The following is a 25,680-nucleotide window of genomic DNA, read 5'->3' as shown; positions in this document are numbered from 1 at the left end:
CTCAGCGGCCGGAGTGGTCCCGGAACCCGCGGCCGGTCTTGCGGCCGAGGTACCCGGCGGTGACCAGGTGCTCGAGCAGCGGCGCCGGCGCGAAGCCGGGCTCGCGGAACTCGGTGTAGAGCTCCCGCTCGATCGCCAGCGACACGTCGAGGCCGACGACGTCGAGCAGCTCGAAGGGACCCATCGGGTAGCCGCAGCCGACCTTCATGGCGGCGTCGATGTCGTCGGCGGTCGCGTAGTGCGCCTCGAGCATCTTCACCGCGTCGTTGAGGTAGGGGAACAGCAGCGCGTTGACGATGAACCCGGCGCGGTCGGTGCAGGAGACCGCGTGCTTGCCCAGCTGCGCGCAGACCGCGTGCGCGGTGGCCGCGACGTCGGGGGCGGTGGCGATGGTGCTGACCACCTCGACGAGCTTCATCACCGGGGCGGGGTTGAAGAAGTGCAGGCCGACGACGTCGCCGGGGCGCTCGCTGGCCTTGGCGCACTCGATGACCGGCAGGCTCGAGGTCGTCGTCGCGAGGACCGCGCCCGGCTTGGCGATCTCCCCCAGCGCCGCGAACAGCGCCTGCTTGACCGGCAGCGACTCGACGACGGCCTCGATCACCAGGTCGCGGTCGGCGAGGTCGTCGAGCGACGTCGTGCCGCGGACCCGGCCGAGCACCTCGTCGCGGCCGGCCTCGTCCAGGCGCCCGCGGGCCACCTGCTTGTCCAGCGACCGGGCCAGCGCCGTGCGGACCGCCTCGACCTTCTCCGGCGAGCGGGCCTGGAAGACGACGTCGTAGCCGCCCTTGGCGACGACCTCGATGATCCCGGTGGCCATCGTGCCCGAGCCGACGACGCCGACCAGCGAGACCGGGCGCGCGCCCTCGGCGGCGCCGCCGGCCGGCGGCGTGGCGGCGTCGGGGACGACCTCGGCGGAGTCGCGGCCGGCGTAGGTGTAGAAGCCGCGGCCGGACTTCCGGCCCAGCAGGCCCGCGGTCATCATCTGCTTGATCACCGGGCTCGGGGCGTGCAGCCGGTCGCGCGACTGCTTGTACATCGTGTCGAGGATCTCGTAGGCGGTGTCGATGCCGATGAGGTCCATGAGCGCGAGCGGGCCCATGGGCAGGCCGCAGCCCAGCCGCATGGCGGCGTCGATGTCCTCGCGGCTGGCGTAGCGGTTCTCGTACATGGAGACCGCGTGGTTGAGGTAGCCGAACAGCAGGGCGTTGGCGATGAAGCCGGCCTTGTCGCCGATCGTCACGTCGACCTTGCCGAGGCGGGCGGCCAGGGCCTCGACGTCCTCGATGACCGAGGGCTCGGTGACCACCGTGCGCACCACCTCGACCAGCTTCATGACCGGCGCCGGGTTGAAGAAGTGCATCCCGATGACCTTGCTCGGGCGGCCGGTGGCCACCGACAGCTCGGTCACCGACAGGCTCGAGGTGTTCGTGGCCAGGATGGTGTCCGGCGGGCAGATCTTGTCGAGCTTCGCGAACAGGTCGGTCTTGAGCTCCATCCGCTCCGGGACGGCCTCGACGACCAGCTCGGCGGCGGCGAGGTCCTCCAGCGAGGTGCTGAACCGGATGCGGCCGAGGATCGCGTCGCGCTCCGCCGGCTCCAGCTTGCCGCGCGAGACCGCCTTGTCCGTCGACTGCTCGACGTGCCCGCGGCCGCGGCCGAGTGCGTCCTCGCTGATCTCCACGGCGGTCACCGACAGGCCCGCGCGGGCCAGGACCTCGGCGATGCCCGCACCCATGGTGCCGAGCCCCACCACGCCGACCTCGGTCAGTTCTCTGGCCACGCTGCCATCCCTCCGTACCCGTTCCGACCGGGGCAGTCTCCCACCCGGGACGGCGGCGGTTACCCCTGGGTAGGGCTCAGAACAGGCGCTGCGTCGGGTCGTCGGTGCCCTTGAGGACGGCGTAGTCGACGGTCACGCAGTCGATGCCGCGGTCGCCGGCCAGCACCCGCGCCTGCGGCTTGATCTCCTGCGCGGCGAACACGCCCTTGACCGGCGCGAGCAGCGGGTCGCGGTTGAGCAGCTCCAGGTAGCGGGTGAGCTGCTCGACGCCGTCGATCTCCCCGCGCCGCTTGATCTCCACCGCCACCGTGCGGCCGTCGGCGTCCCGGCAGAGCAGGTCGACCGGGCCGATCGCCGTCGGGTACTCCCGGCGCACCAGCGTCCAGCCGGCGCCGAAGGTCTCCACGTGCAGCGCGAGCAGCCGCTGGAGCTCCGCCTCGACGCCGTCCTTCTGCAGGCCCGGGTCCACGCCGAGCTCGTGCGAGCTGTCGTGCTCGACCGCCTCGATCGTGATGACCAGCTGCTCCCCGGCCTTGTTGGTGACCGTCCAGGTGCCGGCCCGGCCGTCGGGGGTGTCGACGAGCTCGTCCTTGAGGGTGCAGGGCGGGGTCATCCAGTTGAGCGGCTTGTAGGCGCGGTCGTCGGCGTGCACCGACACCGAGCCGTCGGCCTTCACCAGCAGCAGCCGGGTGGCGAGGGGCAGGTGGGCGGTCAGCCGCCCGATGTAGTCGACCGAGCAACGGGCGATGACCAGGCGCACGGGCGCCGACGGTACCGGTCCGGTCACGACGGGAACCCCGCGGCCGGGGTCGGGCGTCGCACGACCGTGACGACGACGTCGACGGCCCGCGCGGCCGGCCTGCTCGCCCTGGCGCTCTCGCTCGCGGCCTGTGCCGGGGGCGGCGGGGACGCCGCGGCACCCTCCCCCGACCCGGCGCCGCTGCCGCCCGGGCTGGTGCTGCAGGTGGCGCACACGGGCGGCTTCACCACGCCGGACGAGCTCGCCGCCCGGCTGCCCGTGGTGAGCGTCTACGGCGACGGGCGGATCCTCACCCAGGGCCCGCAGATCGAGATCTGGCCGGCGCCGGCGCTGCCGAACGTGCAGGTGCAGCAGGTCGGCGAGGACGTCGTCCGCGACCTCGTGCAGGCCGCCGTCGACGCCGGCGTCGAGGAGTCCGGCGACCTCGGCGACCCACCGGTGGCCGACGCGCCGACGACCCGTTTCACCCTGGTCACCGGCGGCGGCACGGCGGTGCGGGAGGTCTACGCCCTGTCCGAGACGCCCGACGACTCGGTGACGCCGGAGCAGGCGGAGGCCCGCACGCGGCTGCGCGGGCTGGTCGACGAGCTCACCTCGCAGACCGGGCCGAGCGAGCCCTACGTCCCGCAGACCGTCGCCGCCGTGGTGCAGCCGCATCCCGGCGGCGACCCGGAGCTGCCGCAGCCCGACGTCGCCTGGCCCGGGCCGGAGCTGCCCGGGACGCCGCTCGGCGCGGGCCTGACCTGCGTGAGCGCCACCGGCCGCGAGGGCGCCGACGTGCTGGCCGCGGCCGCGTCGGCGAACGCCCTCACGCCGTGGGTCACGCCCGACGGCGCCCGCTGGTCGGTCACGTTCCGGCCGGTCCTCCCGCACGAGACGGGCTGCGCCGACCTCGGGCGCTGACCCGGTGGCTCAGACGCCGAGGTGGGCCAGCGCCTGCAGGAGCAGCGTGCCCTGCCCGCCGGCCAGCTCGGCCAGCACGGTCGACCCGCGCACCTCGTCCGGGGTGAACCAGGTGAGCTCCAGCGCGTCCTGCTGCGGCGCGCAGTCGCCCTCGACCGGCACGACGTAGGCCAGCGAGACGGCGTGCTGGCGGGGGTCGTGGAACGGCGTCACGCCCGGCGTCGGGAAGTACTCCGCGATGGTGAAGGGCTGCGGTGCCGGGGGGACGCGCGGCAGCGCGAGCGGGCCGAGGTCCTTCTCCAGGTGCCGCAGCAGCGCCGAGCGGACCCGCTCGTGGTGCAGCACCCGGCCCGAGACCAGCGCCCGCTTCACCTGCCCGTCCTCGCCGATCCGCAGCAGCAGGCCGACGGCGGTGACGACGCCCTGGCCGTCCACCCGCACCGGCACGGCGTCCACGTACAGGATCGGCAGGCGCTCCCGCGCGAGGTCCATCTCCTCGCGGGAGAGCCAGCCGGCGTCGGACCGCGTCACCTCGGACATGCGGACTGTCTATCCGACGCGGCCGCGGGCGGCCCGGCAGGGTCCCCCGATCAGTCGGTCCAGACCGCGGGCCGCTTCTCCAGGAACGAGGCCATGCCCTCGCGGGCGCCGTCGAGCTGGCTGGCCGCGGCCATGACCTCGACGGCCGTGGCGTAGGCGTCGCGCTCGGGCCGGTCGAGCTGGGCGTACATCGTCCGCTTGCCCCACGCCTTGCTGGCCCGCGAGCCGCGGGTCGCCCGCGCCACGAGCTCGTCGACGGCGGCGTCCAGCTCGTCGTCGGGGACCACCCGGTTGACCAGGCCCCAGTCCAGCGCGGTGCGGGCGTCGATGACGTCGCCGGTGAGCGCCAGCTCCATCGCGCGCTTGCGGCCGACGTTGCGGGCGATCGGCACCATCGGCGTGTGGCAGAACCAGCCGCCCTTCCCGCCCGGCGCGGCGAAACCGGCCGACTCGGCGGCGACGGCCAGGTCGCAAGAGGCCACCAGCTGGCACCCGGCGGCGGTGGCCAGCGCGTGCACCCGCGCGACGACGACCTGCGGCACCTGCTCGATCGCCTGCATGAGCTCGGTGCACAGCGCCAGCAGGCTGCGCACGTCGGTCAGCGGGGCGTCGAGGACGTCGGCGAAGTCGTGGCCCGCGCTGAACACCGGCCCCTCGCCCGCGAGCACGATGCCGGCGGCGTCGCCCTCCCCCACCTCGCGCACCGCGGCCAGCAACTGCTCCAGGTGGTCGCGGGACAGCGCGTTGCGCCTCCGCGGCCGGCACATGGTGATGCGGACGACGTCGCCGTCCCGCTCGACGCGGGGCGCACCCTCAGCGGTCATGTGGCCGACCTCACCACGGCGGGGTCGCCGCGGGCAACGCCGCTGGGGAGGCTGGAGGCGTGCAGCCCGAGGAGGTCACCGACACCGCGCCGCGCGCCGCCGGCCGGACGCTGTTCACGCAGGGCTGGCGCGACGTCGCGTTCGTGCACTGGGCGGTCGACCCCGCCGTCGTCGCGCCGCTGCTGCCCGCCGGCACCGAGCCCGACGTGCACGACGGCGCGAGCTGGGTGGGCCTCGTGCCGTTCCGGATGCGGCGCATCGGCGTCCTGGGCTCCCCCGGCCTGCCGTGGGTCGGCTCGTTCCTCGAGACCAACGTGCGGCTGTACTCCGTCGACGCGCAGGGCCGCCGCGGCGTCGTCTTCCGGTCCCTCGACGCCGACCGGCTGCTGCCGGTGCTGGTCGCCCGGGCCGCCGGACTGCCCTACCTGTGGTCGCGGATGCGGTTCGCCCGCGACGGCGACCGGCTCACCTACACCTCGCGCCGCCGCTGGCCCGGCCCCCGCGGCGCCGGCGGGCGGGTGGAGCTGCGGGTGGGCGAGCGGCTGGCCGCGCCCGGCCCGCTCGAGCGGTTCCTCACCGGCCGGTGGGGGCTGCACCAGACGACGCTCGGCCGCACCCGCTACTGGCCCAACGAGCACCCGGCCTGGCCGCTGCACCGCGCCGAGCTGCTGACCTGGGACGGCGACCTGCTGGCCGCCGCCGGGTTGCCGGGGGTCGGCGGCCCGCCGGACAGCGTGCTGTTCTCCCCGGGCGTCGACGTCCGCTTCGGCCCGCGCCGGTAGCCGTCCGACGCCGTTCCGCCACCGCTGGGCAAGCGCTCTCCCAACCGTCAGGATGCCGGGGTGGGCTCTCCCCGGTCGCTCGCCGCTCCCCCGACGTCCGCTCCCTCCGACGACTGGGTGCACCGGCTGCTCGACCTCGCCCGGACCCGGCTCGACATGGACGTCGCGTGGCTGTCGGTGTTCACCGAGGGCCGGCAGGAGGTCACCTCGGCCACCGGCGCGCTCGACGCCATGAACGTGAGCGAGGGGATGTCGCTGCCGCTGGAGGAGTCCTTCTGCGTGCGGGTGCTCTCCGGCCAGCTGCCGCCCGTGGTGACCGCGGCCGACCGCAACCCGGTCACCCGCGACCTGGCGGTCACCGAGGCGCTGGGCATCGGCTCCTACGTCGGCGCCCCGGTCCGCGACGTCGACCGGCGCCCGCTGGGGATGCTCTGCTGCCTCAGCCGCGACGCCGGTGAGCACCTCGACGGCGCCGCGGTGCGCACGGTGGAGATGCTGGCCGACCTGATCGGCGAGCGGCTGGCCGCCGAGGAGTTCGCCGAGGCCGAGCTCACCGCGCGGCGCGACCGCGTTGTCGACGTCCTCACCCGCCGGGCGGTGACGATCCACCTGCAGCCGGTCGTGGACATGCGCTCGGGCCGGGTGGTGGCGCACGAGGCGCTGGCCCGCTTCCCCGGCCGGGAGGAGGGCCCCGCGACGCTGTTCTCCGACGCCGCGGCGGTCGGGCTGGGCGTGGAGCTGGAGCTGCTGGCGGTGCGCTCGGCGTTGGAGCTGGCCGACCGGCTGCCGCCCGGCACCCGCCTGGCGGTCAACCTCTCCCCCGACGCGCTGCTCGTGCCGGCCGTGGGCCGCACCCTCGTCGAGGGCGCCGCCGCCACGCCGCTGACGGTGGAGGTCACCGAGCACTCGCCGATCGAGGACTACCCGGCCGTGCTGGTCGCCGTCGAGCCGCTGCGACGGGCGGGCATCCGGCTGAGCGTCGACGACGCCGGCGCCGGCTACGCGAGCCTGCGGCACATCCTTCGGCTGCGCCCGGACACCATCAAGCTCGACATCGCGCTGGTCAGCGGCGTGGACGCCGACCCGGCCCGGCAGGCGATGACCGCCGCGATGGTGGCCTTCGCCGCCGAGACCGGGTCCGCGCTGGTGGCCGAGGGCGTGGAGACCGCCGCCGAGCGGGACGCGCTGCTCGCCCGCGGCGTCCGGCTGGGGCAGGGCCACCTGTTCGGCCGCCCGGCCCCGCTGGACCGGGCGGCCGACGAGCAGACCGCCTAGGCGGGCGCGGGGACCCGCTCGTCGAGGCCGTTCGCCTCGCGGACGACGTCGACGACCTGGCCCATGATGTCGGTGAGCCCGAAGTCCTTGGGCGTGAACACCCGGGCCACGCCCTGCTCGCGCAGCCGGCGCGCGTCGCTGTCGGGGATGATCCCGCCGACCACGACCGGGACGTCGTCGAGCCCGGCGTCCCGGAGGCCCTGGAGCACCGCCGGCACCACCTGGAGGTGCGAGCCGGACAGCACCGACAGCCCGACGACGTGGACGTCCTCCTCGACCGCCGCCGACACGATCTGCGCGGGCGTCAGCCGGATGCCCTGGTAGACCACCTCGAAGCCGGCGTCGCGGGCCCGGACGGCGATCTGCTCGGCGCCGTTGGAGTGCCCGTCGAGCCCCGGCTTGCCGACCAGGAACCGCAGCCGCCCGCCGAGCTCCTCGCCGGTGGCGCGCACCCGCTCGCGGACGGCCACCAGCGTCTCGTCGGCCTCGCCGCCGCCGGTGGCCGCGGCCACGCCGGTCGGGGCGCGGAACTCGCCGAACACCTCGCGCAGGACCCCCGCCCACTCCCCCGTCGTCACGCCCGCGCGGGCGCACGCGAGCGTCGCGGGCACCAGGTTGACGTCGCTGCCGGCGGCCTCCCGCAGGGCGGCCAGCGCGGCCTCGACCGGGGCCGGGTCGCGCTCGGCCCGCCACCGGCGGACCGCCTCCTGGGCGGCGTCCTCGACGGCGGGGTCGACGACCTGGATGGCGGCGTCGAGGTCGGCCAGCAGCGGGTTGGGCTCGGTGCCCTCGAACCGGTTGACGCCCACGACGACGTCGTCCCCGTTCTCCATCCGGCGCCGCCGCTCGGCCAGCGAGGCGACGAGCCGGCCCTTCATGTAGCCGGACTCGACGGCGGCCACCGCCCCGCCCATCTCCTGCACCCGGGCGATCTCGGCGCGGGCGCCCTCGACCAGCTCGGACACCTTCCGCTCCACGACGACCGAGCCGGTGAACAGGTCGTCGTACTCGAGCAGGTCGGTCTCGTAGGCGAGCACCTGCTGCAGCCGCAGCGACCACTGCTGGTCCCACGGCCGCGGCAGGCCGAGCGCCTCGTTCCAGGCGGGCAGCTGCACCGCGCGGGCGCGGGCGTCCTTCGACAGCGTGACCGCGAGCATCTCCAGCACGATCCGCTGCACGTTGTTCTCCGGCTGCGCCTCGGTCAGGCCGAGGGAGTTGACCTGCACGCCGTAGCGGAACCGGCGGTGCTTGGGGTCCTGCACGCCGTAGCGCTCCTGCGTCAGCTCGTCCCACAGCTGGGTGAAGGCGCGCATCTTGCACATCTCCTCGACGAAGCGGACACCCGCGTTGACGAAGAAGGAGATGCGCGCGACCACCTCGCCGAAGCGCTCCTGCGGCACCTGGCCGGAGTCGCGGACGGAGTCCAGGACGGCGATCGCGGTGCTCATCGCGTACGCGATCTCCTGCACCGGCGTCGCCCCGGCCTCCTGCAGGTGGTAGCTGCAGATGTTGATGGGGTTCCACTTCGGCATGGCCGTCACCGTGTAGGCGACCATGTCGGTGATCAGCCGCATCGAGGGCCCGGGCGGGAACACGTAGGTCCCCCGCGACAGGTACTCCTTGATGATGTCGTTCTGCGTCGTCCCCGCGAGCTTCGCGACGTCGTGGCCGTGCTCCTCGGCGACGGCCTGGTAGAGCGCGAGCAGCCACATCGCCGTGGCGTTGATCGTCATCGACGTGTTCATCTCGTCGAGCGGGATGCCGTCGAACAGCGCGCGCATGTCACCGATGTGCGTCACCGGCACGCCGACCTTGCCCACCTCGCCGACGGCGAGCTCGTCGTCGGGGTCGTAGCCGGTCTGCGTCGGCAGGTCGAAGGCGACCGACAGCCCGGTCTGCCCCTTCGCCAGGTTGCGCCGGTACAGCGCGTTCGACTCGGCGGGTGACGAGTGGCCGGCGTAGGTGCGCATGACCCAGGGGCGGTCGCGGTCCTTCGGCGCTGAAGGGAACGGCATGCCCGCGGAGTGTAGGGCTGTTACCGGCCAGTAGCAGCACCGGTCCGGGAGCTCCGGCGGTGGCACACTCGATCGTGGACGACCGTGCCGGCGGGGCGCGGCCGGGGTCGACGGAGGGGGCCGGGATGCTGCAGCCGGGCAGTCTCAGCTACATCGCCGGGCCGGTCATCGCGATCGTGGTCATGGTCCTGCTGGCGCTGTTCATGCGCTGGGCCTTCGGCGGGAGCTCGACCGGCGGCATGCGCCGCGGCCGTCCCACGCCGTCGGACGACGGCCTGCTGACCCGCGTGGCCACGCTGTCGCGGCGGGAGTCGGCGCTGGCCCTGCGCGCCGTCCTGTCCGACGCCGGGATCCGCTCGACGATCCGCTTCCCCGAGGCGCACCGGGCCGACGTGCTCGTCTTCCCCGAGGACGCCCCCCGCGCCCGCGAGCTCGCGGCCTCGTTCCCGGCCCGCTAGCGGCCCCGTGCAGGGGCCCGGGCCGAGCGCAGCGAGGTCCGGGGGCACGGGGGTCCTTCCTCAGTCGGGGCGCTCGACCCGGCGGATCTCGGCGCCGAGGCCGGTGAGCAGCTCGACGAAGTCGGGGTAGCCGCGGTCGACGTGGTGCACGTCCTGCACCTCGGTGACGCCGTCGGTGAGCAGCCCGGCGAGCACCAGCCCGGCGCCGGCGCGGATGTCGGTGGCCAGCACCGGCGCGCTGGAGAGCCGCTCCCGGCCCCGGACGACGGCGTGGTGGCCGTCGATGCGCACGTCGGCGCCCAGCCGGACCAGCTCGTTGACGAACATGAACCGGCCCTCGAACACGTTCTCGGTGATCAGCGCCGTGCCGGTGGACACCGCGGCGAGCGCGACCGCCATCGGCTGCAGGTCCGTGGGGAACCCGGGGAAGGGCAGCGTGACGACGTCGACCCCACGGGGCCGCTCCTCCATGGCCACCCGGATGCCGTTCTCGACCACCTCGACGGTCGCCCCGGCGCTCACCAGCTTGTCCAGCGGGACGGCGAGGTGGTCGGGCACGGCCCGCTCCACGACGACGTCGCCGCGGGTCATCACCGCCCCGATCGCCCAGGTGCCGGCGACGATCCGGTCGGGGACGGTGCTGTAGGTGACCGGGCGCAGGGCGTCGACGCCCTCGATGGTCAGCGTGGAGGAGCCCGCGCCGTCGATCCGCGCGCCCATCGCCGTGAGCATCGAGCAGATGTCGACGATCTCCGGCTCGCGCGCGGCGTTGTCGATGACGGTCGTGCCCTCGGCGAGCACCGCGGCCATGAGCAGGTTCTCGGTGGCGCCGACCGACGGGAAGTCCAGCCAGATCGAGGTGCCCTGGAGCCGCGGCGCGGTGGCCACGAGGAAGCCGTGCTCGCTGTGGATGGAGGCGCCGAGCCGCTCGAGGCCGGAGATGTGCATGTCCAGGCCGCGGGAGCCGATCGCGTCGCCGCCGGGCAGCGCGACCTTGGCGCTGCCGCAGCGGGCCACCAGCGGGCCGAGCACGCTGATCGAGGCGCGCATCTTGCGGACTAGGTCGTAGTCCGTCTCGGTGGCCGGCTGCTCCGGCACGTCGACGACGACCCGGCCGCCGCCCCCGGGCTGCCCCGACCGCTCGTAGGTGACGCCGCAGCCCAGCCGGCGCAGCACCTCGCTCATGATCGCCACGTCGAGGATGTCGGGGACCTCGTCGATGGTCGTCCGGCCGGAGGCCAGGAGCGCCGCGGCCATGAGCTTGAGGGCGCTGTTCTTGGCGCCCGTGACGCGGACCCTGCCCGTGAGGGCCGTGCCCCCGGTCACCTCGAAGCACTGCACCGGCCCACCCTACGGCGGGCCCGCCGGCGGCCTCCGGCCAGCGCCTAGTCTCCTGGCCATGACCGTCCGGCTCACCCGCATCTACACGAAGACCGGTGACGCCGGGCAGACCCACCTCGGCGACATGAGCCGGGTGTCGAAGACCGACCCGCGACTGGTCGCCTACGCCGACGTCGACGAGGCCAACAGCGTCATCGGCGTCGCGCTCGCGCTCGGCTCGCCGACGCCGGAGCTGACCGAGCTGCTGCGCAGCGTGCAGAACGACCTGTTCGACGTCGGCGCCGACCTCTGCACCCCGATCGTCCCGGACCCGGCGTACCCGCCGCTGCGGGTGACCGCCGCCTACACCGAGCGGCTGGAGGCCGCCTGCGACGAGCACAACGAGGCGCTGCCGAAGCTGACCAGCTTCGTGCTGCCCGGCGGCACCCCGCTCGCGGCGCTGCTGCACCAGGCGCGGGTGGTGGTCCGGCGGGCCGAGCGGAGCGTCTGGGCGCTGCTGGAGGCCGACGGCGAGCGCACCAACCCCGAGACGGCGCGCTACCTCAACCGGCTCTCGGACCTGGTGTTCATCCTCGCCCGCGAGGCCAACCCCGACGGCGACGTCCTCTGGGAGCCGGGGGCGCACAGCGGGGTGCACGCCCAGCGCGCCGCCCGCGGCTGACCGCCCGGGCCGGCCGCCGGGCTCGCCCGCCCGGCCGCTAGGCCGTGGGCGGGGCCGACTCCACCCAGGACAGGAAGCCGGTCACCGTCGCGGGGTCCATCGCCAGCTCGCGGGGCCCGTTGTCGGTCTCGCAGGACACCACGACGGCGTCGTCGGGCAGCGCGACGTCGTCGCGACCGGGCGCCCGGCGACCGGCGACGTGCAGCTCGGTGCGGCACAGCCGCTGCTGCGGGCGCACCGACAGCGACACGGCGCGGTACCAGAGCAGCGCGTCCCCGCCGTACCAGGCCACGCCCACCGCCCAGCGCGAGCTGCCGCCGGGGCGCAGCCACATGGTCACCGCGCCGAGGCCGGAGAGCAGGAACCGGCGGCGCAGCAGGAAGGCGACCACCAGGGCGACGACCAGCGCCGCGGCGACGACGAGGAGGGCGGTGGTCACCGGCGGGTCGTGCGGGAGCAGTCCGGTCGGGTCAGGCCGGCCGGGTCAGGCCTGGCCGGCGGCGCGCAGCCGGGACTGGGCGCGGCGGGCGGCGGCGAGCGCGTCGGGGTCGTCCCCCTCCGACTCGGCGCGGCGCAGGGCCTCGCGGGCCCGCTCGACGTCGATCTCGGAGCTGATCTCCGCCGTCTCGGCGAGGATCGAGACGCCCTGCGGCGTCACCGACAGGAAGCCGCCGTGGGCGGCCGCGACGACGTCCTGGCCCTCGGTGCTGCGGATGGTGACGACGCCGCCGGGGGCGAGCTCGCCGAGCAGCGGGGCGTGGCCGGGCAGGACGCCGATCTCACCCTCGGTGGTGCGGGCGATGACCATGCTCGCCTCGCCGGACCAGATGGTCCGCTCGACGGCCACCAACTCGACCTGCAGGGTCGCCACGACACTCCTCCGGGTCCACCGACGCTGCGGTGCTGGGACGCCGGCCGGACGGGCACGGCGACGGTCGACCTCACTCTAGCCGCGTGCGTCGCGGCGTCCGGCGCGGGTCGGCTGCGGCCACCCCTTCGGGCGGCGGCGTGCCCGGGTGCTCAGGCGGCGCGGCGGTAGAGCAGGGTCCAGCGGCCGACGCGGACCCAGGGGTGGCGCACCGTGGAGGCCGGCGCCCAGTCGTCGGTGTCGTAGCAGATGTCGTCGACGGAGGAGACTGGCGCCGACGGCGGCCAGGTCCAGCCGGGGTCCGGGGTGCTGACCGGCAGCCGGCTCACCGTGCCGTGCGTGCTCGTCCCGTCCAGCCAGTCCATCGTCACTCCCGTGCTGCGCTTCCGGTCCCTCCGGGGCGCCACCTGCTGTGTCGGCACGCAGGCTCCCGCTCTTGAGGGTCGATCCGCCAGCCACCTGCCCACGGGGGTGCCCCGCCCAACCACCCGTCCCGGCGCGCCCGGGCAGGTCCCGACGCTGTGTCACCGGTCCGGCACGGAGGACGTCGATGCAGGTCACGGACCCGTAACGGCGGAGCGGAGCGTCGGAGAAGCGCGACGGCCGGGCACCCCCGTTCGGGGTGCCCGGCCGTCGCCGGACCGCGGGAGGTCAGCCGCGCTTGAGCTTCTCCGCGTTGCGCTCGAGGTCCTCGAGCCCACCGCACATGAAGAAGGCCTGCTCCGGCACGTGGTCGTAGTTGCCCTCGGTGAGCGCCTTGAAGGCCTCGAGGGTCTCCGACAGCGGCACGAAGGAGCCGGGCTGACCGGTGAAGGCCTCGGCCACGAACATGTTCTGCGAGAGGAACCGCTCGATCCGCCGCGCGCGCTGCACGGTGACCTTGTCCTCCTCGGAGAGCTCGTCGATGCCGAGGATGGCGATGATGTCCTGCAGCTCCTGGTAGCGCTGCAGGATCTGCTTCACCGTCTGGGCGACCTGGTAGTGCTCCTGCCCGACGTACTGCGGGTCGAGGATCCGGCTGGTGGAGTCCAGCGGGTCGACGGCCGGGTAGATGCCCTTCTCCGAGATCGGCCGCGAGAGCACGGTCGTCGCGTCGAGGTGGGCGAAGGTGGTGTGCGGCGCCGGGTCGGTGATGTCGTCGGCGGGCACGTAGATCGCCTGCAGCGAGGTGATCGAATGACCACGCGTCGAGGTGATCCGCTCCTGCAGCTCGCCCATCTCGTCGGCGAGGGTCGGCTGGTACCCCACGGCGGAGGGCATGCGGCCCAGCAGCGTGGAGACCTCGGACCCGGCCTGGGTGAACCGGAAGATGTTGTCGATGAAGAGCAGCACGTCCTGGTTCTGCTCGTCGCGGAAGTACTCCGCCATCGTCAGCGCCGAGAGCGCCACGCGCAGGCGGGTGCCCGGCGGCTCGTCCATCTGGCCGAAGACCAGCGCGGTCGAGTTGATGACGCCGGACTCCGTCATCTCCGTGATGAGGTCGTTGCCCTCGCGGGTGCGCTCGCCGACGCCGGCGAACACCGACACGCCACCGAACTCCTGGGCGACGCGGCGGATCATCTCCTGGATGAGCACCGTCTTGCCCACGCCGGCACCGCCGAACAGGCCGATCTTGCCGCCGGCCACGTAGGGGGTCAGCAGGTCGATGACCTTGATGCCGGTCTCGAGCAGCTCGGTGCGGCCCTCGAGCTGGTCGAACCGCGGCGCGTGGCGGTGGATCGACCAGCGGGTGAGGTCGCTGCCGTAGCCGGGCTGGTCGAGGCACTCGCCGAGGGCGTTGAACACGTGCCCGGTGACGCCCTCGCCGACGGGCACCGAGATCGGGGACCCGGTGTCGGTGACCGCGGCGCCGCGGACGAGGCCGTCGGTCGGGGCCATGGAGATGGTGCGGACCACGTTGTCACCCAGGTGCTGGGCGACCTCGAGGGTCAGGGTCTTGCCCAGGTCGGCGAGGGTGACGTCGACGTGCAGGGCGTTGAACAGGTCGGGCATCGCGTCGCGCGGGAACTCGACGTCGACGACCGGCCCGGTGACCCGGACGACGCGGCCGGTCGTCTGGGTGGTCGGACGGTCCTCGGTGACGGTCATGGGGTGCTCCTGGGATCTCAGGTCCGGACTCCCCGTCGCGGGCGACGGGGCGGGGTGGTCAGTCGTCGGCGTTCGCTGCGACCAGCGCGTCGGCGCCACCGACGATCTCGCTGATCTCCTGGGTGATCTCCGCCTGCCGGGCCTGGTTGGCCTGGCGGGACAGGTTCTTGGCCAGCTCCTCGGCGTTGTCGGACGCCGACTTCATCGCCCGCCGGCGCGACGCCGACTCCGAGGCCGCGGCCTCGAGCAGCGCCGCGTAGATGCGGGTGGTGACGTACTTGGGGAGCAGCGCGTCCAGCAGCGCCTCGGGTGAGGGCTCGAACTCGTAGGAGGTGGGGACGCCGGAGTCGCCGGGGCGCTCGCCGTCCTCCTCCCCCGCGTCCTCGAGCTCCGAGGTGTCCATCGGGGCCAGCCGGCGGGCGGTCGGCACCTGGGACAGCAGCGAGACGAACTCGGTGTAGACGATGTGCACCTCGTCGACGGCGCCGCTGCGGTCGGCGTCGTCCCCCGGCGCGAACACGTCGATCAGCGCGCGGCCGACCTCCTGCGCGTCGGAGTAGGCCGGCTGCTCGGAGAACCCGGTGAAGGTCTGCTCGACGGGCCGGTCGCGGAAGGAGTAGTAGGTCTCCCCCTTGCGGCCGACGACGTAGAGCACCGGCTCCTTGCCCTGCTGGCGCAGCTGGCCGAGGAGCTCCTCGGTGCGGCGCAGCACGTTGACGTTGTACGAGCCGGCGAACCCACGGTCGGAGGTGACCACCAGGACCGCCGCCCGGCGCGTCTCGGTCCGCTCGTTGAGCAGCGGGTGCTCCAGCGTCGCGGAGGACGCCAGGGCCGAGAGCACGCGGGTGATCTCCCGGGCGTAGGGCTTGGAGGCCTCCACCCGGGCCTGGGCGCGGACGATGCGGGCGCCGGCGATCAGCTCCTGGGCCGAGAAGATCTTCTTCGTCGACTGGGTGGAGCGGATGCGGCGCCGCAGCGCGCGGAGGGAACCGGCCACGTCAGGCGCTCTTCGTCGTCGAGACGCCCTGGGCGGTCGCGCCGCCGTCGCCGTCGTCGGTGAGCGAGGAGCCGTCCGACGTCGTGAACGAGCCGTAGAACGACTGCACCGCGCGCTCGAGGCTGTTGACGGCGTCGTCGCCGAGGGCTCGCGAGGTGCGGATCTCGTCGTAGACGCCGGGCTCGGCCCGGCCGATGTGGTCGAGGAACTCCGACTCGAAGCGCCGGACGTCGCCGACCGGGATGCGGTCGAGCTTGCCGGTGGTGCCCAGCCACAGCGAGACGACCTCGCGCTCGACCGGGTACGGCTGGTACTGGCCCTGCTTGAGCAGCTCGACGAGGCGCTGGCCGCGGTCCAGCGTGGCGCGGCTGGAGGCGTCCAGGTCGGACGAGAAGGAGGCGAAGGCCTCGAGCTCGCGGTACTGGGCGAGGTCCAGGCGCAGCCGGCCGGCGACGGACTTCATCGCCTTGATCTGCGCCGAGCCGCCGACGCGGGACACCGAGATGCCGACGTTGATGGCCGGGCGGACACCGGAGTTGAACAGACCCGTCTCGAGGAAGATCTGCCCGTCGGTGATCGAGATGACGTTGGTCGGGATGTAGGCCGACACGTCGTTGCCCTTGGTCTCGATGAGCGGGAGACCCGTCATCGAGCCGGCGCCCAGGTCGTCGGAGAGCTTCGCGCAGCGCTCCAGCAGGCGGGAGTGGAGGTAGAAGACGTCGCCCGGGTAGGCCTCGCGGCCCGGCGGGCGGCGCAGCAGCAGGGAGACGGCGCGGTAGGCCTCGGCCTGCTTGGACAGGTCGTCGAACACGATGAGGACGTGCTTGCCCTCGTACATCCAGTGCTGGCCGATGGCCGAGCCGGTGTAGGGGGCGATGTACTTGAAGCCGGCCGACTCCGACGCGGGCGCCGCGACGATGGTCGTGTACTCCATCGCGCCGGCCTCCTCGAGGGAGGCGCGGATCGCCGCGATCGTCGAGCCCTTCTGGCCGACGGCGACGTAGATGCAGCGCACCTGCTGGGCCGGGTCACCGGTCTCCCAGGCCTGCTTCTGGTTGATGATCGTGTCGGTGACGATCGCCGTCTTGCCGGTCTGGCGGTCGCCGATGACCAGCTGGCGCTGACCGCGGCCGATCGGCGTCATGGCGTCGATGGCCTTGATGCCGGTCTGCATCGGCTCGTGCACCGACTGCCGCTGCACCACGGTCGGGGCCTGCAGCTCCAGGGCCCGGCGCCCGGTGGTGGCGATCTCGCCGGCACCGTCGATCGGGTTGCCCAGCGGGTCGACCACGCGGCCGAGGTAGCCGTCGCCGACCGGCACCGAGAGGACCTCGCCGGTGCGGCGGACCTGCTGGCCCTCCTCGATCCCGGCGAAGTCACCCAGGATGACGACGCCGACCTCGCGGACGTCGAGGTTCAGCGCCAGGCCGCGGACGCCGCTCTCGAACTCGAGCAGCTCGTTGGTCATGACCGAGGGCAGGCCCTCGACCCGGGCGATGCCGTCGCCGGCCTCGGTGACGATCCCGACCTCTTCCCGGGACACGTCCGGGGAGAACTCGGTGACGTAGTTCTGGATGGCACTGCGGATCTCGTCTGCGGAGATCGTCAGCTCGGCCATGGCTCGCGTCCTCTTCCCTGCTGGGTCGTGCTGTCTGTGGTCTGGGGTGGGGCGGGTCAGCCGGCGAGCCGGCGGCTCGCGACCTCGAGCCGGTTCGCCACGCTGCCGTCGATGACCTCGTCACCGACGCGGACGACGAGACCGCCGAGCACCGTCGGGTCGACGGTCACCTGCAGTCCGATGGTCCGCCCGTAGATCCGGCCGAGCACGTCCTGCAGCCGGCGCTCCTGCGCCGTGGTCAGCGCCACCGCCGTCGTCACGTGGGCGACGGAGCGGCCGCGCCGGGCGGAGGCCGCCTCGGACAGCCGGACGATCCGGTTCTCCGCGTTCCCCACGTGCCGCGCGGTCAGCGAGTTCCGCAGCAGCGACTCGGTGACCGGGCTGACCCGGCCCGTGAGCAGCCGGTCGAGCAGGGCCGACTTGCCCGCCACGGGCGCGCGGTCGTCACCGAGGATGCGGCTGAGCTCGGGGTCGCCACCGACGATCCGGCCGAACCGGAAGAGCTCGTCCTCGACGCCCTCGAGCTCGCCGCGCGCCTCGGCGGCGTCGAGCCCCGCCTCGGTGGCGAGCACCTCGGTGGCCTCGACCAGGTCCAGCGGGCGCGACCAGCGCTGCCGGGCCGCGGTCTGGACCAGGTCGACGGTCGCCTCCGACACCCGCGAGCCGAGGACCCGCTGGGCCAGGCCGGCGCGGTCCGCCGGCTTGACGGCCGCGTCCGACAGCGCGCGCCGCAGCGCGACGCTGCCGTCGAGCAGCCGCGCGACGGCGAACAGCTCGTCGGCGAAGGCGAGCAGGCCCGGGCCGGCCGCCCCGCGGGTGGTCGCCGCCAGGCGCTCGCGGGTGACCGCGAGCGCCTCCCGGCTCGAGGCGTCCATCAGCGGTCCGTGCCGGGGACGAACACGGTGCTGCCGGTCCGCCCGTCGGTGGCGCCGCCGGCGCTCATGCCGTCGAGCGTGTCGAGGAAGCGGTCGACGGTGCCCCGGCGACGCGCCTCGTCCTCGAGGGACTCCCCGACGACGCGGCCGGCCAGGTCGACGGCGAGCGTGCCGATCTGGCCACGCAGCTCGTTGATGACCGACTGGCGGTTGGCCGCCAGCTGCTCCTCGCCGCGCGCGACGATCCGCGCGGACTCCTCCTGCGCCTGCGTCCGCAGCTCCTCGAGGATCTGCTGGCCCTCGGCGCGCGCCTGGTCGCGGATCTGTGCGGCCTCGGTGCGGGCCTCGGCGAGCTGGGCGCGGTACTGCTCCAGCGCCGCCTTCGCCTCGGCCTGCATGGCCTCAGCGCGCTCGATGCCGCCCTCGATCGCCTCACGGCGGGCGCGGAAGACCTGCTCGAAGCGCGGCGCGATGAGCCGGAAGAACACCACCATGACGATCGCGAAGGCGATCAGGCCGATGATGATCTCGCCGAGCGGCGGGATGAGCGGGTTGGCACTCTCCGCAGCGAGGATGCTCATGGTCTCAGTGTCCTGTCTCTGTGGTCGCTGTCCCTACCCGGAGGCGGGGATCAGGTGCCGAAGACGAAGGGGACGACGAAGCCGATCAGGGCGAGCGCCTCGGAGAGGGCGAACCCGAGGAAGGCGTAGGTGCGGGTCAGGCCGGCCGACTCGGGCTGCCGGGCCGTGGCCTGGATGTAGGCCGCCCACACGATGCCGACGCCGATGCCGGGGCCGATGGCGGCGAGGCCGTAGCCCACGGAGCCGATGCTGCCGGTCAGCTCAGCGAGAAGATCCATGACGGGGTGTTCCTCCTGTGTCGTCGCCCGGTGTCGTCCGGGCGGCTTGCGGGGGTCGTGCGGGTGGTGCGGTCCGGGTGGTGCGCGGGGAAGCCCCGGGGCTCAGTGCTCGGCCTCGATGGAGCCGTTGAGGTAGGTCCCCATCAGCACGGTGAAGACGTAGGCCTGCAGGAAGATGACCAGCAGCTCGAAGAAGGTCATCACGATCGCCATCAGCGCCGAGATGGGGCCGAACACGATCGAGAAGTTGTCCCGGCTGAACAGGTAGACCGCGCCGAGCGAGAAGACGACCAGCAGCATGTGGCCGGCGAACATGTTCGCGAAGAGCCGGACCGCGAGGGTGAACGGTCGGACGACGAAGTTCTGCAGGATCTCGATCGGGGTGACCAGGATGTACATCGGCTTGGGCACACCGGGCAGGAACAGGATGTCCTTGAAGTACCGGCCGGCGCCCTGCTCGCGGATGCCGATGTAGATGTAGATGACCCAGCAGATGGCGGCGAGCACCAGCGGGAAGGCGAACTTCGACATCGGGGAGATCTGCGCGAACGGGATGATCGCCATCAGGTTGTTCGCGAGGATGAAGAAGAACAGCGACGCGAGGAACGGCGCGAAGGGGATCCCCCGGGGGCCGACGACGTCGCGGGCGATGCCGTCACGGACGAGCGAGTAGCCGCTCTCACCGATGAACTGCATCTTGCCGGGGACGATGGACGGCTTGCGCACCGTCATGACCATGAAGACCAGCATCGCGAGCGTGGCGAACCACAGCCCCAGCGTGATGCGGGTGATGGCGAAGTCGACGCCCAGCAGCGAGAACTCGGCGATCGGCTCGGGGTAGAACTCGCTCAGGCCGGGGGCCTGGAAGCCGTCGCCGGCGCCACCGCCCTCGGCGGCGAGCACGTCCACGAGCGCGAGGGCGCTGGAGGTCACCGTTGTCCCTTCTGCGTCCTGGGCCGGCTCCGTCGTCCGCCCGGGGTCCTGCTGTTCTCGGTCGCCCCCGGTGTCGGAGGCGGACCGCCGTACCGCTTGACGACCAGGTAGATGGCCACGGTGATGCCGAGGAGGATCCCGACCGGCAGGAACACCCGCGTGTCCAGCCACCGGTCGATCAGCCAGCCGGCTCCGCCCCACACTGCCAGCCCGGAGATCATCGTCCCGATGACCGCATAGCCGGTCTCGGCACCGCTGCCCCGAGGAGCGGCTGGTCGCGCAGGTCGGGGCCGGGGCTCCCCACGGGTGAGGTCGTCCTCGGCCATCGCCCGGACACTATCAGCCGCGTGTCGCGGGCCCTCCCGGTGCCGGGGAGCCGGTCCCCTGACCGGGTGGCGCGGGAGGCGTGACGTAGTACAGCGGCCGGGTCCACACCCAGCGGAGCTGGACGACGCTCCACAGCAGCGCCCCGACGATCACCGTCCACGCGAGGGTGAGCCGGTCGAGCCAGCCGTCCTCGGGCAGGGCGTCGAGCACGGCGAAGAGAACCAGCGCCTTGACGAAGAACATGCCGAGCGCGGCGGGCAGCGTGAACGTGTCGTTGATCCGGCCGGCCCAGGCGATGACCACGCCGCTGACCACGAAGAACGCCGTCACCACGGCGGCCCCGACCAGGACGCCCACGGCGTCGGCCCAGCCGAGCGTCAGGCCGACGACGAGCGCGGCGACCGCGGCGACGGCGCCGGTGACCAGCGCGCCGACGCGGAGGAACGAGAGGTCCCAGGGGACCTCGGTTCCGGGGCGCGGCGCGCTCACCGGGTCACCTGCCCGGCGCCGGCCGCGCGCGGCGCGGTCGTCCCGGGCGCCGTCGCGCCGTTGGGTGAGGGCGGTGGCGCCGCGACCGGGCCGGCCGGCCGGCGCTCGCGGGTGGCGCGGGCGGTGGGGTGCGCGGCCCGGCTGCGCCGGCGCTGCGCGGCGATCTCGGCCGCCCGGGCCTCGCGGGCCGCCCGTCGGGTGTGCGGGCTGAGGACGACGACGACACCCACGGCGAGCAGGACTCCGATCACGACGAGCAGCTCCGCCGTCCCGCCGGTGATCGAGAGGGCCACCGCGCCGAAGGACAGGAGAGCCGCCCAGAAGTACATGGTCAGCACCGCCCGGCGGTGCGAGTGCCCGATGGACAGCAGCCGGTGGTGCAGGTGCATCTTGTCCGGCGAGAACGGCGACTGTCCGCGGCGGGTCCGGCGGACGACGGCCAGGACCAGGTCGACGAACGGGATGAAGAGCACCGCGACCGGCACGAGCAGCGGCAGCGTCAGCGGCAGCAGGCTGGCCGCGGAGTCGAAGGTCTGGGCGTCGACGCGGCCGGTGGCGCTGACCGCGGCCGCCGACAGCATCAGGCCGACGAGCATCGAGCCCGAGTCGCCCATGAAGATGCGCGCCGGGCTGAAGTTGTGCGGCAGGAACCCGAGGCACGCGCCGGCGAGCACCGCCGTGATGAGGGCCGGGGCGCTGGCCACCTCGTCGTAGCCGACCCGGCCGAGGTTGTAGCTGTAGGCGAAGAACGCCAGGGCCGCGATGGCCGAGACGCCGGCGGCCAGCCCGTCGAGCCCGTCGATGAAGTTGAGCGCGTTCACCACGAGGACGGTCAGCAGGATCGTCAGCGGCACGCCGACGTCGGGGCCGAAGGAGATCGTGCCGATGTCGGCGACCGGCAGGAACAGGAACGCCAGCTGGACGCCGAGCAGCACCATCACGCCGGCCGCGGCGATCTGGCCGGTGAGCTTGGTGAGCGCGTCGAGGCCGAACTTGTCGTCTAGCACGCCGAGCAGGCAGATCAGGCCGCCCGCGGCAAGCACCGCGGCGGTCTGGGAGTCCTCGAACGTGCGCTGCAGGGCCGGCAGCCGGGTGGCGACCAGCACGGCGGCGGCCACGCCCAGGTACATGGCGACCCCTCCCCCGCGCGGGGTCGGGATGACGTGCACGTCGCGCTCGCGGGGGGCGGCCATCATCCGCAGCCGGACGGCGGCCACGCGGACCACCGGCGTCGCCAGGAACGTCACCAGCGCAGCGGTGAGCAGGACGACGGCGTACTCGCGCACGGCTCAGCCCCGCTCGGGACCGCGCGGGACCCCGGCCGGGCGCGCGGCGGAGGGGCTCATCGCGACGGTGCTCCCGGGGCGAGACGACGACAGCGGACTCCCCACGGTATCCCCCGGGGCGGGACCGGAGCGGGACGTCGGCCCCTCCGCAGGGCCCCGCCGCGCGCGGAGCGCGTGGTGGGGGGCGGAGGGGTCCTCCATCAGTCCGTGGTGTCGGGCAGCACCTCGCGCACGCGGTCGACGGGGACGGCGCCCACCCGCAGCACCCGCGGCACGGGGCCGGTGCAGTCGACGATCGTGCTGGCCGCGGAGCCCGCGCGCGGGCCGCCGTCGAGCACCACGGCGGCGTGCTCGCCGAGCTGGGCCACCGCCTCCTCCGCCGTCGTCGCGGCCGGGCGGCCGGACCGGTTGGCGCTGGAGACCGCGAGCGGGCCGGTGCGGCGCAGCAGGTCGCGGGCGACGTCGTCGTCGGGCAGGCGGACGGCCACCGTGCCCTCGGCGTCGCCGAGGTCCCAGGCCAGCGACGGGGCGTGCTCGACGACGATCGTCAGCCCGCCGGGCCAGAACGCCTCGGCGAGCCGCTGCGCCGGCTGCGGCACGCTCATCGTCAGCCCGGCGAGCGTGGAGGCCTCGCCGACGAGGACGGGCACCGGCATCGCGCGGCCGCGGTTCTTCGCCCCCAGGAGCCGGGCGACCGCGGCGGGCGAGAAGGCGTCGGCGCCGACGCCGTAGACGGTGTCGGTGGGCAGCAGGACCAGCTCGCCGCGGGCGATCGCCGCCGCGGCGGCGTCGAGGCCGGCGGCTCGGGCCTCGGGGTCGGTGCAGTCGTAGACATCGGCCACGGGACGCGAGTCTCCCCCACGTACCGTCCGCGCCGTGCGCAGGGAGGCGGCGTCGCTGGTCGGGGCGCTGCTGACGGCCGGCTGCGCGACCGCGGCACCCCCGTCGCCGGCCGGGCCGCCGGCGGGCGTCCGCTGGGACTACCAGCTCGGCGGGGCGTCGGAGCCGGGCGAGGGTGTGGGGATCGTCGTCCGCGACCGGACCGCGGCGCCGGCCGCGGGCCTCTACTCGGTCTGCTACGTCAACGCCTTCCAGACCCAGCCGGGCGGGGACGGGGTGCCGCCGGACCTGCTGCGGACCCCGGGCGGCGCCCCGGTCGAGGACCCCGACTGGCCGGGCGAGTTCCTGCTCGACGTGTCGGCGGACGGCGCACGCGACCGCGTGGTGGACCTCGTCGGCGGCTGGGTGGCGGGGTGCGCGGCGGACGGCTTCGACGCCGTCGAGCTCGACAACCTGGACAGCTGGACGCGGTCGGCGGGCCTGCTCACCCGCTCCGACGCCGAGGCGGTCGCCCGGGCGCTGACCGCGCGGGCGCACGAGGCGGGGCTCGCCGCGGCGCAGAAGAACGCCGCCGAGCTGGCCGGGACCGACCTGGGGTTCGACTTCGCCGTCGCCGAGGAGTGCGCGGCGTACGGCGAGTGCGGGGCCTACGCCGCCGCCTACGACGTCGTGCTGGCGGTCGAGTACGCCGACGGTCCGTTCGCGGCGGCCTGCGCCGCCGGGCTCGACGGCGTCGCGGTCGTGCGCCGGGACCGCGACGTGCGCCCGCCCGGCGAGCCGGGCGCGGTCACCCGCTGGTGCCCCTGACCGTCAGCGGCGGACGGCGGTGGTGAAGCGCGGGCGACCGGCGAGGTCGGGGTGGTCGGCGACGTCGCCGAAGTCGCCGCTGCCGCGGACCAGCGCCGGGAGCGAGTCGCCCTGGGCGTCGGCGTGCTCGATGCCCAGCCCGCCGCCGGCCGGCAGCAGCCGGGCCGCGGTGCGCAGCAGCCCGCGGACGACGTCGAGGCCGTCGGGGCCGCCCCACAGCGCCAGCGGCGGGTCGTGGTCGGCGACCTCGCGGGGCACGCGCGCGCCGTCGGGCACGTAGGGCGGGTTGGAGACGACGAGGTCGACGGCGCCGTCGAGATCGCGGAGCAGGCCGGGGTCGGTCATGTCGCCGGCGAGCACGGTGACGGGGGCGTCCCCCGCCGCGGCGCGCAGGGCGGCGTTGTGCCGGGTCCACTCGATCGCCTGCGGGTCGCGCTCGACGGCGGTGACCCGCGCGCCGGGGTGCTCGTGCGCGATGGACAGCGCGATCGCGCCCGATCCGCTGCCCAGGTCGATGACGACCGGCTCGGCGACGCCGGCCAGCCGGGCCAGCGCCCACTCGACGAGCTGCTCGGTCTCCGGCCGGGGCACGAACACCCCCGGCCCGACGGCGAGCTCGAGGTGGCGGAACGGCGCCCGGCCGGTGAGGTGCTGCAGCGGGACGCGGGCGGCGCGCTGGTCGAGCAACGCGCCGAAACGGGCGGCCGCGTCGTCGTCGACGCCGTCGAGGGTGAGCAGCGCGGCGCGGGAGCGGCCGAGGACGTGCGCGAGCAGCAGCTCGGCGTCGACCCGCGGGGACGCGACCCCGGCGTCGGCGAGCCGCCGGGCGGCGTCGGTGAGCAGCGTCCTGGGACTCGGGGACATGGGGACTAGGACCCGGCCGCCAGCAGCTCGGCGGTGTGCGCGCGGGTGAGCGCGTCGATGACCGGGTCGAGCTCGCCGTCGAGGACGGCGTCGAGGTTGTGCGCCTTGAAGCCGACCCGGTGGTCGGAGATGCGGCTCTCCGGGAAGTTGTAGGTGCGCACCCGCTCGCTGCGGTCGACGGTGCGCACCTGGCTGCGCCGCTGGTCGCTGGCGGTGGCCGCGGCCTCCTCGCGGGCGGCGGCCAGCAGCCGGGAGCGCAGCACGCGCAGCGCCGACTCCCGGTTCTGCAGCTGGCTCTTCTCGTTCTGCGAACTCACCACGATGCCGGTGGGCAGGTGGGTGATGCGCACGGCGGAGTCGGTGGTGTTCACGCTCTGCCCGCCGGGGCCCGACGAGCGGAAGACGTCGATGCGCAGGTCGTTCGGGTCGACGGTGACGTCGACCTCCTCGGCCTCGGGCAGCACGAGCACGCCGACCGCGGAGGTGTGGATGCGGCCCTGCGACTCGGTGACCGGCACGCGCTGCACCCGGTGGACGCCGCCCTCGAACTTCAGCCGCGACCAGATGCCCTCGTCGGTGCGGGACTTCACCGCGATCGAGACGTCCTTGTAGCCACCCAGCTCGGCGGGGACGGCGTCGAGGACCTCGGTGGCCCAGCCGCGGCGCTCGGCGTAGCGCAGGTACATGCGCAGCAGGTCGCCCGCGAACAGCGCCGACTCCGCGCCGCCCTCCCCCGCCTTGATCTCGAGGATGACGTCCTTGTCGTCGTCGGGGTCCTTCGGCAGCAGCTGCTCGCGCAGCCGGTCCGAGAGCTCGTCGATCCTCGTCTCGAGGCCGCGCGCCTCCTCGGCGAACGACGGGTCCTCCGCGGCCAGCTCGCGGGCGGCGGAGAGGTCGTCGCGGGCGGCGTCGAGCGACCGGGCGGTCTCCACGACCGGCGCGAGCTGCGCGTACCGGCGGCCCAGGCGGCGGGCACGGCCGGCGTCGGCGTGCACGGCCGGGTCGGCGAGCTCGGACTCGAGCGCGGCGTGCTCGTCGAGCAGCCCGCGCAGCCGGTCGGGAGCGGCGTCGGGGGTGCTGCTCATCGGGTACCTCTCGGAGGGCCGTACGGGGTGCGGACACGACGACGGCGCCCGTCCCACGCGAGGTGGGACGGGCGCCGTCGGGGGTGCTACTTCTCGGCGTTCGCGCCGCGCTTGCCGAAGCGCTTCTCGAAGCGGGCCACGCGGCCGCCGGTGTCGAGGATCCGCTGCTTGCCCGTGTAGAACGGGTGGCACGCGGAGCAGGTCTCCACGGTGAGCGTGCCGCCAGGGGCGGTGCTGCGGGTGGTGAAGGTGTTCCCGCAACCACAGGTCACCGTGGTGGTGTGGTAGTCGGGGTGGATGCCGGGCTTCATGATGCTGCCTCTTCCGGGGACGTCGGTGCTGTCTGGCTGAACGCCGGCGGCCGGCCGGTCATTCCGGGCGCGCAGCGGGGCTCGGCCGTCC

The 25,680-nt window shown here is 74.2% G+C and carries 29 protein-coding genes; 6 read left to right on the top strand and 23 right to left on the bottom strand.

The window, feature by feature from the left end:
* Position 1: 1 nt before the first annotated feature.
* Entirely contained in the window at positions 2–1,783 is a 1,782-nt protein-coding gene (locus BUE37_RS18180) for a 3-hydroxyacyl-CoA dehydrogenase family protein (RefSeq protein WP_073421721.1), read from the bottom strand.
* A gap of 76 nt (positions 1,784–1,859) precedes the next feature.
* Positions 1,860–2,543: an endonuclease NucS gene (gene nucS / locus BUE37_RS18175; protein WP_073421720.1), complete on the bottom strand. Its 684-nt coding sequence runs from the start codon at positions 2,541–2,543 to the stop codon at positions 1,860–1,862.
* A 66-nt stretch (positions 2,544–2,609) separates the two neighbouring features.
* On the opposite strand from nucS, the gene BUE37_RS18170 reads away from it, so the two are divergent.
* Positions 2,610–3,446 carry a hypothetical protein gene (locus tag BUE37_RS18170; protein WP_073421719.1) on the top strand — a complete coding sequence of 279 codons (837 nt, stop codon included), beginning with the start codon at positions 2,610–2,612 and terminating at the stop codon, positions 3,444–3,446.
* 9 nt (positions 3,447–3,455) lie between these two features.
* On the opposite strand, the gene BUE37_RS18165 is transcribed toward BUE37_RS18170, so the two are convergent.
* Together BUE37_RS18165 and BUE37_RS18160 are read right to left on the bottom strand one after the other, a co-directional pair.
* On the bottom strand, positions 3,456–3,986 hold the full coding sequence (locus tag BUE37_RS18165; protein WP_073421718.1) for an NUDIX hydrolase family protein: 531 nt from the start codon (positions 3,984–3,986) through the stop codon (positions 3,456–3,458).
* Positions 3,987–4,036: 50 nt separating this feature from the next.
* Positions 4,037–4,810, bottom strand: coding sequence for an enoyl-CoA hydratase-related protein (locus BUE37_RS18160; RefSeq protein WP_073421717.1), 774 nt, complete (start codon positions 4,808–4,810; stop codon positions 4,037–4,039).
* A 59-nt stretch (positions 4,811–4,869) separates the two neighbouring features.
* Between BUE37_RS18160 and BUE37_RS18155 the strand changes: the two genes are divergently transcribed.
* Complete coding sequence (locus tag BUE37_RS18155; protein ID WP_073421716.1) at positions 4,870–5,592, top strand: YqjF family protein; 723 nt, start codon at positions 4,870–4,872, stop codon at positions 5,590–5,592.
* Between the two features lie 60 nt (positions 5,593–5,652).
* Positions 5,653–6,867, top strand: a complete 1,215-nt coding sequence (locus BUE37_RS18150) for a sensor domain-containing phosphodiesterase (protein ID WP_139253033.1) — start codon at positions 5,653–5,655, stop codon at positions 6,865–6,867.
* Here BUE37_RS18150 and BUE37_RS18145 read toward each other — a convergent pair.
* Positions 6,864–8,882 carry a protein meaA gene (locus tag BUE37_RS18145; protein WP_073421715.1) on the bottom strand — a complete coding sequence of 673 codons (2,019 nt, stop codon included), beginning with the start codon at positions 8,880–8,882 and terminating at the stop codon, positions 6,864–6,866. The two genes, BUE37_RS18150 and BUE37_RS18145, sit on opposite strands and share 4 nt — an antisense overlap.
* Positions 8,883–9,007: 125 nt before the next feature.
* Here BUE37_RS18145 and BUE37_RS18140 point away from each other — a divergent pair, with 125 nt between their 5' ends.
* Positions 9,008–9,340, top strand: a complete 333-nt coding sequence (locus tag BUE37_RS18140; protein ID WP_073422003.1) for a hypothetical protein — start codon at positions 9,008–9,010, stop codon at positions 9,338–9,340.
* A 60-nt stretch (positions 9,341–9,400) separates the two neighbouring features.
* Here BUE37_RS18140 and murA read toward each other — a convergent pair whose 3' ends face one another.
* Entirely contained in the window at positions 9,401–10,681 is a 1,281-nt protein-coding gene (gene murA, locus BUE37_RS18135; RefSeq protein WP_073421714.1) for a UDP-N-acetylglucosamine 1-carboxyvinyltransferase, read from the bottom strand.
* Positions 10,682–10,739: 58 nt separating this feature from the next.
* Here murA and BUE37_RS18130 point away from each other — a divergent pair, with 58 nt between their 5' ends.
* Positions 10,740–11,342, top strand: a complete 603-nt coding sequence (locus BUE37_RS18130) for a cob(I)yrinic acid a,c-diamide adenosyltransferase (protein WP_073421713.1) — start codon at positions 10,740–10,742, stop codon at positions 11,340–11,342.
* Positions 11,343–11,379: 37 nt separating this feature from the next.
* Here BUE37_RS18130 and BUE37_RS18125 read toward each other — a convergent pair whose 3' ends face one another.
* From BUE37_RS18125 to BUE37_RS18060, 14 genes are all read right to left on the bottom strand, one after another.
* On the bottom strand, positions 11,380–11,781 hold the full coding sequence (locus BUE37_RS18125; protein WP_073421712.1) for a DUF2550 domain-containing protein: 402 nt from the start codon (positions 11,779–11,781) through the stop codon (positions 11,380–11,382).
* A gap of 45 nt (positions 11,782–11,826) precedes the next feature.
* Positions 11,827–12,213 (bottom strand): F0F1 ATP synthase subunit epsilon, encoded by a 387-nt coding sequence (locus BUE37_RS18120; RefSeq protein WP_073421711.1) that lies wholly within the window; start codon positions 12,211–12,213, stop codon positions 11,827–11,829.
* Positions 12,214–12,362: 149 nt separating this feature from the next.
* A complete protein-coding gene (locus tag BUE37_RS18115) occupies positions 12,363–12,575 on the bottom strand; it encodes a hypothetical protein (RefSeq protein WP_139253032.1) in 213 nt (70 codons plus the stop codon).
* Positions 12,576–12,861: 286 nt separating this feature from the next.
* Entirely contained in the window at positions 12,862–14,298 is a 1,437-nt protein-coding gene (atpD, locus tag BUE37_RS18110) for a F0F1 ATP synthase subunit beta (RefSeq protein ID WP_073421709.1), read from the bottom strand.
* 58 nt (positions 14,299–14,356) lie between these two features.
* On the bottom strand, positions 14,357–15,295 hold the full coding sequence (locus tag BUE37_RS18105) for a F0F1 ATP synthase subunit gamma (RefSeq protein WP_073421708.1): 939 nt from the start codon (positions 15,293–15,295) through the stop codon (positions 14,357–14,359).
* A 1-nt stretch (position 15,296) separates the two neighbouring features.
* The gene (gene atpA, locus BUE37_RS18100) at positions 15,297–16,913 is read right to left on the bottom strand and encodes a F0F1 ATP synthase subunit alpha (protein WP_073421707.1); all 1,617 of its coding nucleotides are present in this window, start codon (positions 16,911–16,913) and stop codon (positions 15,297–15,299) included.
* A gap of 56 nt (positions 16,914–16,969) precedes the next feature.
* Positions 16,970–17,788, bottom strand: coding sequence for a F0F1 ATP synthase subunit delta (locus BUE37_RS18095; RefSeq protein ID WP_073421706.1), 819 nt, complete (start codon positions 17,786–17,788; stop codon positions 16,970–16,972).
* Positions 17,788–18,369 carry a F0F1 ATP synthase subunit B gene (locus tag BUE37_RS18090; RefSeq protein ID WP_073421705.1) on the bottom strand — a complete coding sequence of 194 codons (582 nt, stop codon included), beginning with the start codon at positions 18,367–18,369 and terminating at the stop codon, positions 17,788–17,790. The genes BUE37_RS18095 and BUE37_RS18090 overlap by 1 nt, the downstream gene beginning before the upstream one ends.
* Positions 18,370–18,419: 50 nt before the next feature.
* Positions 18,420–18,647, bottom strand: coding sequence for an ATP synthase F0 subunit C (gene atpE / locus BUE37_RS18085; protein ID WP_029432783.1), 228 nt, complete (start codon positions 18,645–18,647; stop codon positions 18,420–18,422).
* A gap of 102 nt (positions 18,648–18,749) precedes the next feature.
* Positions 18,750–19,580 carry a F0F1 ATP synthase subunit A gene (gene atpB / locus BUE37_RS18080; RefSeq protein ID WP_083628837.1) on the bottom strand — a complete coding sequence of 277 codons (831 nt, stop codon included), beginning with the start codon at positions 19,578–19,580 and terminating at the stop codon, positions 18,750–18,752.
* Positions 19,577–19,906 (bottom strand): AtpZ/AtpI family protein, encoded by a 330-nt coding sequence (locus BUE37_RS18075; protein WP_073421704.1) that lies wholly within the window; start codon positions 19,904–19,906, stop codon positions 19,577–19,579. Before BUE37_RS18075 ends, atpB begins: the two co-directional genes overlap by 4 nt.
* A 13-nt stretch (positions 19,907–19,919) precedes the next feature.
* Complete coding sequence (locus BUE37_RS18070) at positions 19,920–20,396, bottom strand: Cg1360 family ATP-synthase-associated protein (protein WP_073421703.1); 477 nt, start codon at positions 20,394–20,396, stop codon at positions 19,920–19,922.
* Entirely contained in the window at positions 20,393–21,682 is a 1,290-nt protein-coding gene (locus tag BUE37_RS18065; RefSeq protein WP_073421702.1) for a glycosyltransferase family 4 protein, read from the bottom strand. Before BUE37_RS18065 ends, BUE37_RS18070 begins: the two co-directional genes overlap by 4 nt.
* A gap of 200 nt (positions 21,683–21,882) precedes the next feature.
* Entirely contained in the window at positions 21,883–22,524 is a 642-nt protein-coding gene (locus tag BUE37_RS18060; RefSeq protein WP_073421701.1) for an L-threonylcarbamoyladenylate synthase, read from the bottom strand.
* Between the two features lie 34 nt (positions 22,525–22,558).
* On the opposite strand from BUE37_RS18060, the gene BUE37_RS18055 reads away from it, so the two are divergent.
* Positions 22,559–23,329: an endo alpha-1,4 polygalactosaminidase gene (locus tag BUE37_RS18055; protein WP_073421700.1), complete on the top strand. Its 771-nt coding sequence runs from the start codon at positions 22,559–22,561 to the stop codon at positions 23,327–23,329.
* 3 nt (positions 23,330–23,332) lie between these two features.
* Here the strand turns inward: BUE37_RS18055 and prmC are convergent, their stop codons facing one another.
* The 3 genes from prmC to rpmE form a co-directional block, all read right to left on the bottom strand.
* On the bottom strand, positions 23,333–24,193 hold the full coding sequence (gene prmC / locus BUE37_RS18050) for a peptide chain release factor N(5)-glutamine methyltransferase (RefSeq protein WP_073421699.1): 861 nt from the start codon (positions 24,191–24,193) through the stop codon (positions 23,333–23,335).
* A 5-nt stretch (positions 24,194–24,198) separates the two neighbouring features.
* Positions 24,199–25,278 carry a peptide chain release factor 1 gene (prfA, locus tag BUE37_RS18045; protein ID WP_073421698.1) on the bottom strand — a complete coding sequence of 360 codons (1,080 nt, stop codon included), beginning with the start codon at positions 25,276–25,278 and terminating at the stop codon, positions 24,199–24,201.
* 86 nt (positions 25,279–25,364) lie between these two features.
* Positions 25,365–25,589 (bottom strand): 50S ribosomal protein L31, encoded by a 225-nt coding sequence (rpmE, locus tag BUE37_RS18040; RefSeq protein WP_073421697.1) that lies wholly within the window; start codon positions 25,587–25,589, stop codon positions 25,365–25,367.
* Between the last annotated feature and the right edge of the window lie 91 nt (positions 25,590–25,680).

The sequence above is a fragment of the Geodermatophilus nigrescens genome, from assembly GCF_900129495.1.
Taxonomy (GTDB): Bacteria; Actinomycetota; Actinomycetes; order Mycobacteriales; family Geodermatophilaceae; genus Geodermatophilus; species Geodermatophilus nigrescens.
Note: the sequence above shows the minus strand (reverse complement) of the source record. Positions and strands in the feature narration are given on the sequence as shown.

Excerpts from the sequence above, each read along its gene's own strand:
- BUE37_RS18165 (WP_073421718.1), bottom strand. The coding sequence starts at position 3,986 with ATGTCCGAGGTGACGCGGTCCGACGCCGGCTGGCTCTCCCGCGAGGAG.
- BUE37_RS18160 (WP_073421717.1), bottom strand. The coding sequence starts at position 4,810 with ATGACCGCTGAGGGTGCGCCCCGCGTCGAGCGGGACGGCGACGTCGTC.
- BUE37_RS18145 (WP_073421715.1), bottom strand. The coding sequence starts at position 8,882 with ATGCCGTTCCCTTCAGCGCCGAAGGACCGCGACCGCCCCTGGGTCATG.
- BUE37_RS18140 (WP_073422003.1), top strand. The coding sequence starts at position 9,008 with ATGCTGCAGCCGGGCAGTCTCAGCTACATCGCCGGGCCGGTCATCGCG.
- BUE37_RS18130 (WP_073421713.1), top strand. The coding sequence starts at position 10,740 with ATGACCGTCCGGCTCACCCGCATCTACACGAAGACCGGTGACGCCGGG.
- BUE37_RS18115 (WP_139253032.1), bottom strand. The coding sequence starts at position 12,575 with ATGGACTGGCTGGACGGGACGAGCACGCACGGCACGGTGAGCCGGCTG.
- atpD (WP_073421709.1), bottom strand. The coding sequence starts at position 14,298 with ATGACCGTCACCGAGGACCGTCCGACCACCCAGACGACCGGCCGCGTC.
- atpA (WP_073421707.1), bottom strand. The coding sequence starts at position 16,913 with ATGGCCGAGCTGACGATCTCCGCAGACGAGATCCGCAGTGCCATCCAG.
- BUE37_RS18095 (WP_073421706.1), bottom strand. The coding sequence starts at position 17,788 with ATGGACGCCTCGAGCCGGGAGGCGCTCGCGGTCACCCGCGAGCGCCTG.
- BUE37_RS18090 (WP_073421705.1), bottom strand. The coding sequence starts at position 18,369 with ATGAGCATCCTCGCTGCGGAGAGTGCCAACCCGCTCATCCCGCCGCTC.
- atpE (WP_029432783.1), bottom strand. The coding sequence starts at position 18,647 with ATGGATCTTCTCGCTGAGCTGACCGGCAGCATCGGCTCCGTGGGCTAC.
- BUE37_RS18075 (WP_073421704.1), bottom strand. The coding sequence starts at position 19,906 with ATGGCCGAGGACGACCTCACCCGTGGGGAGCCCCGGCCCCGACCTGCG.
- prmC (WP_073421699.1), bottom strand. The coding sequence starts at position 24,193 with ATGTCCCCGAGTCCCAGGACGCTGCTCACCGACGCCGCCCGGCGGCTC.
- prfA (WP_073421698.1), bottom strand. The coding sequence starts at position 25,278 with ATGAGCAGCACCCCCGACGCCGCTCCCGACCGGCTGCGCGGGCTGCTC.
- rpmE (WP_073421697.1), bottom strand. The coding sequence starts at position 25,589 with ATGAAGCCCGGCATCCACCCCGACTACCACACCACCACGGTGACCTGT.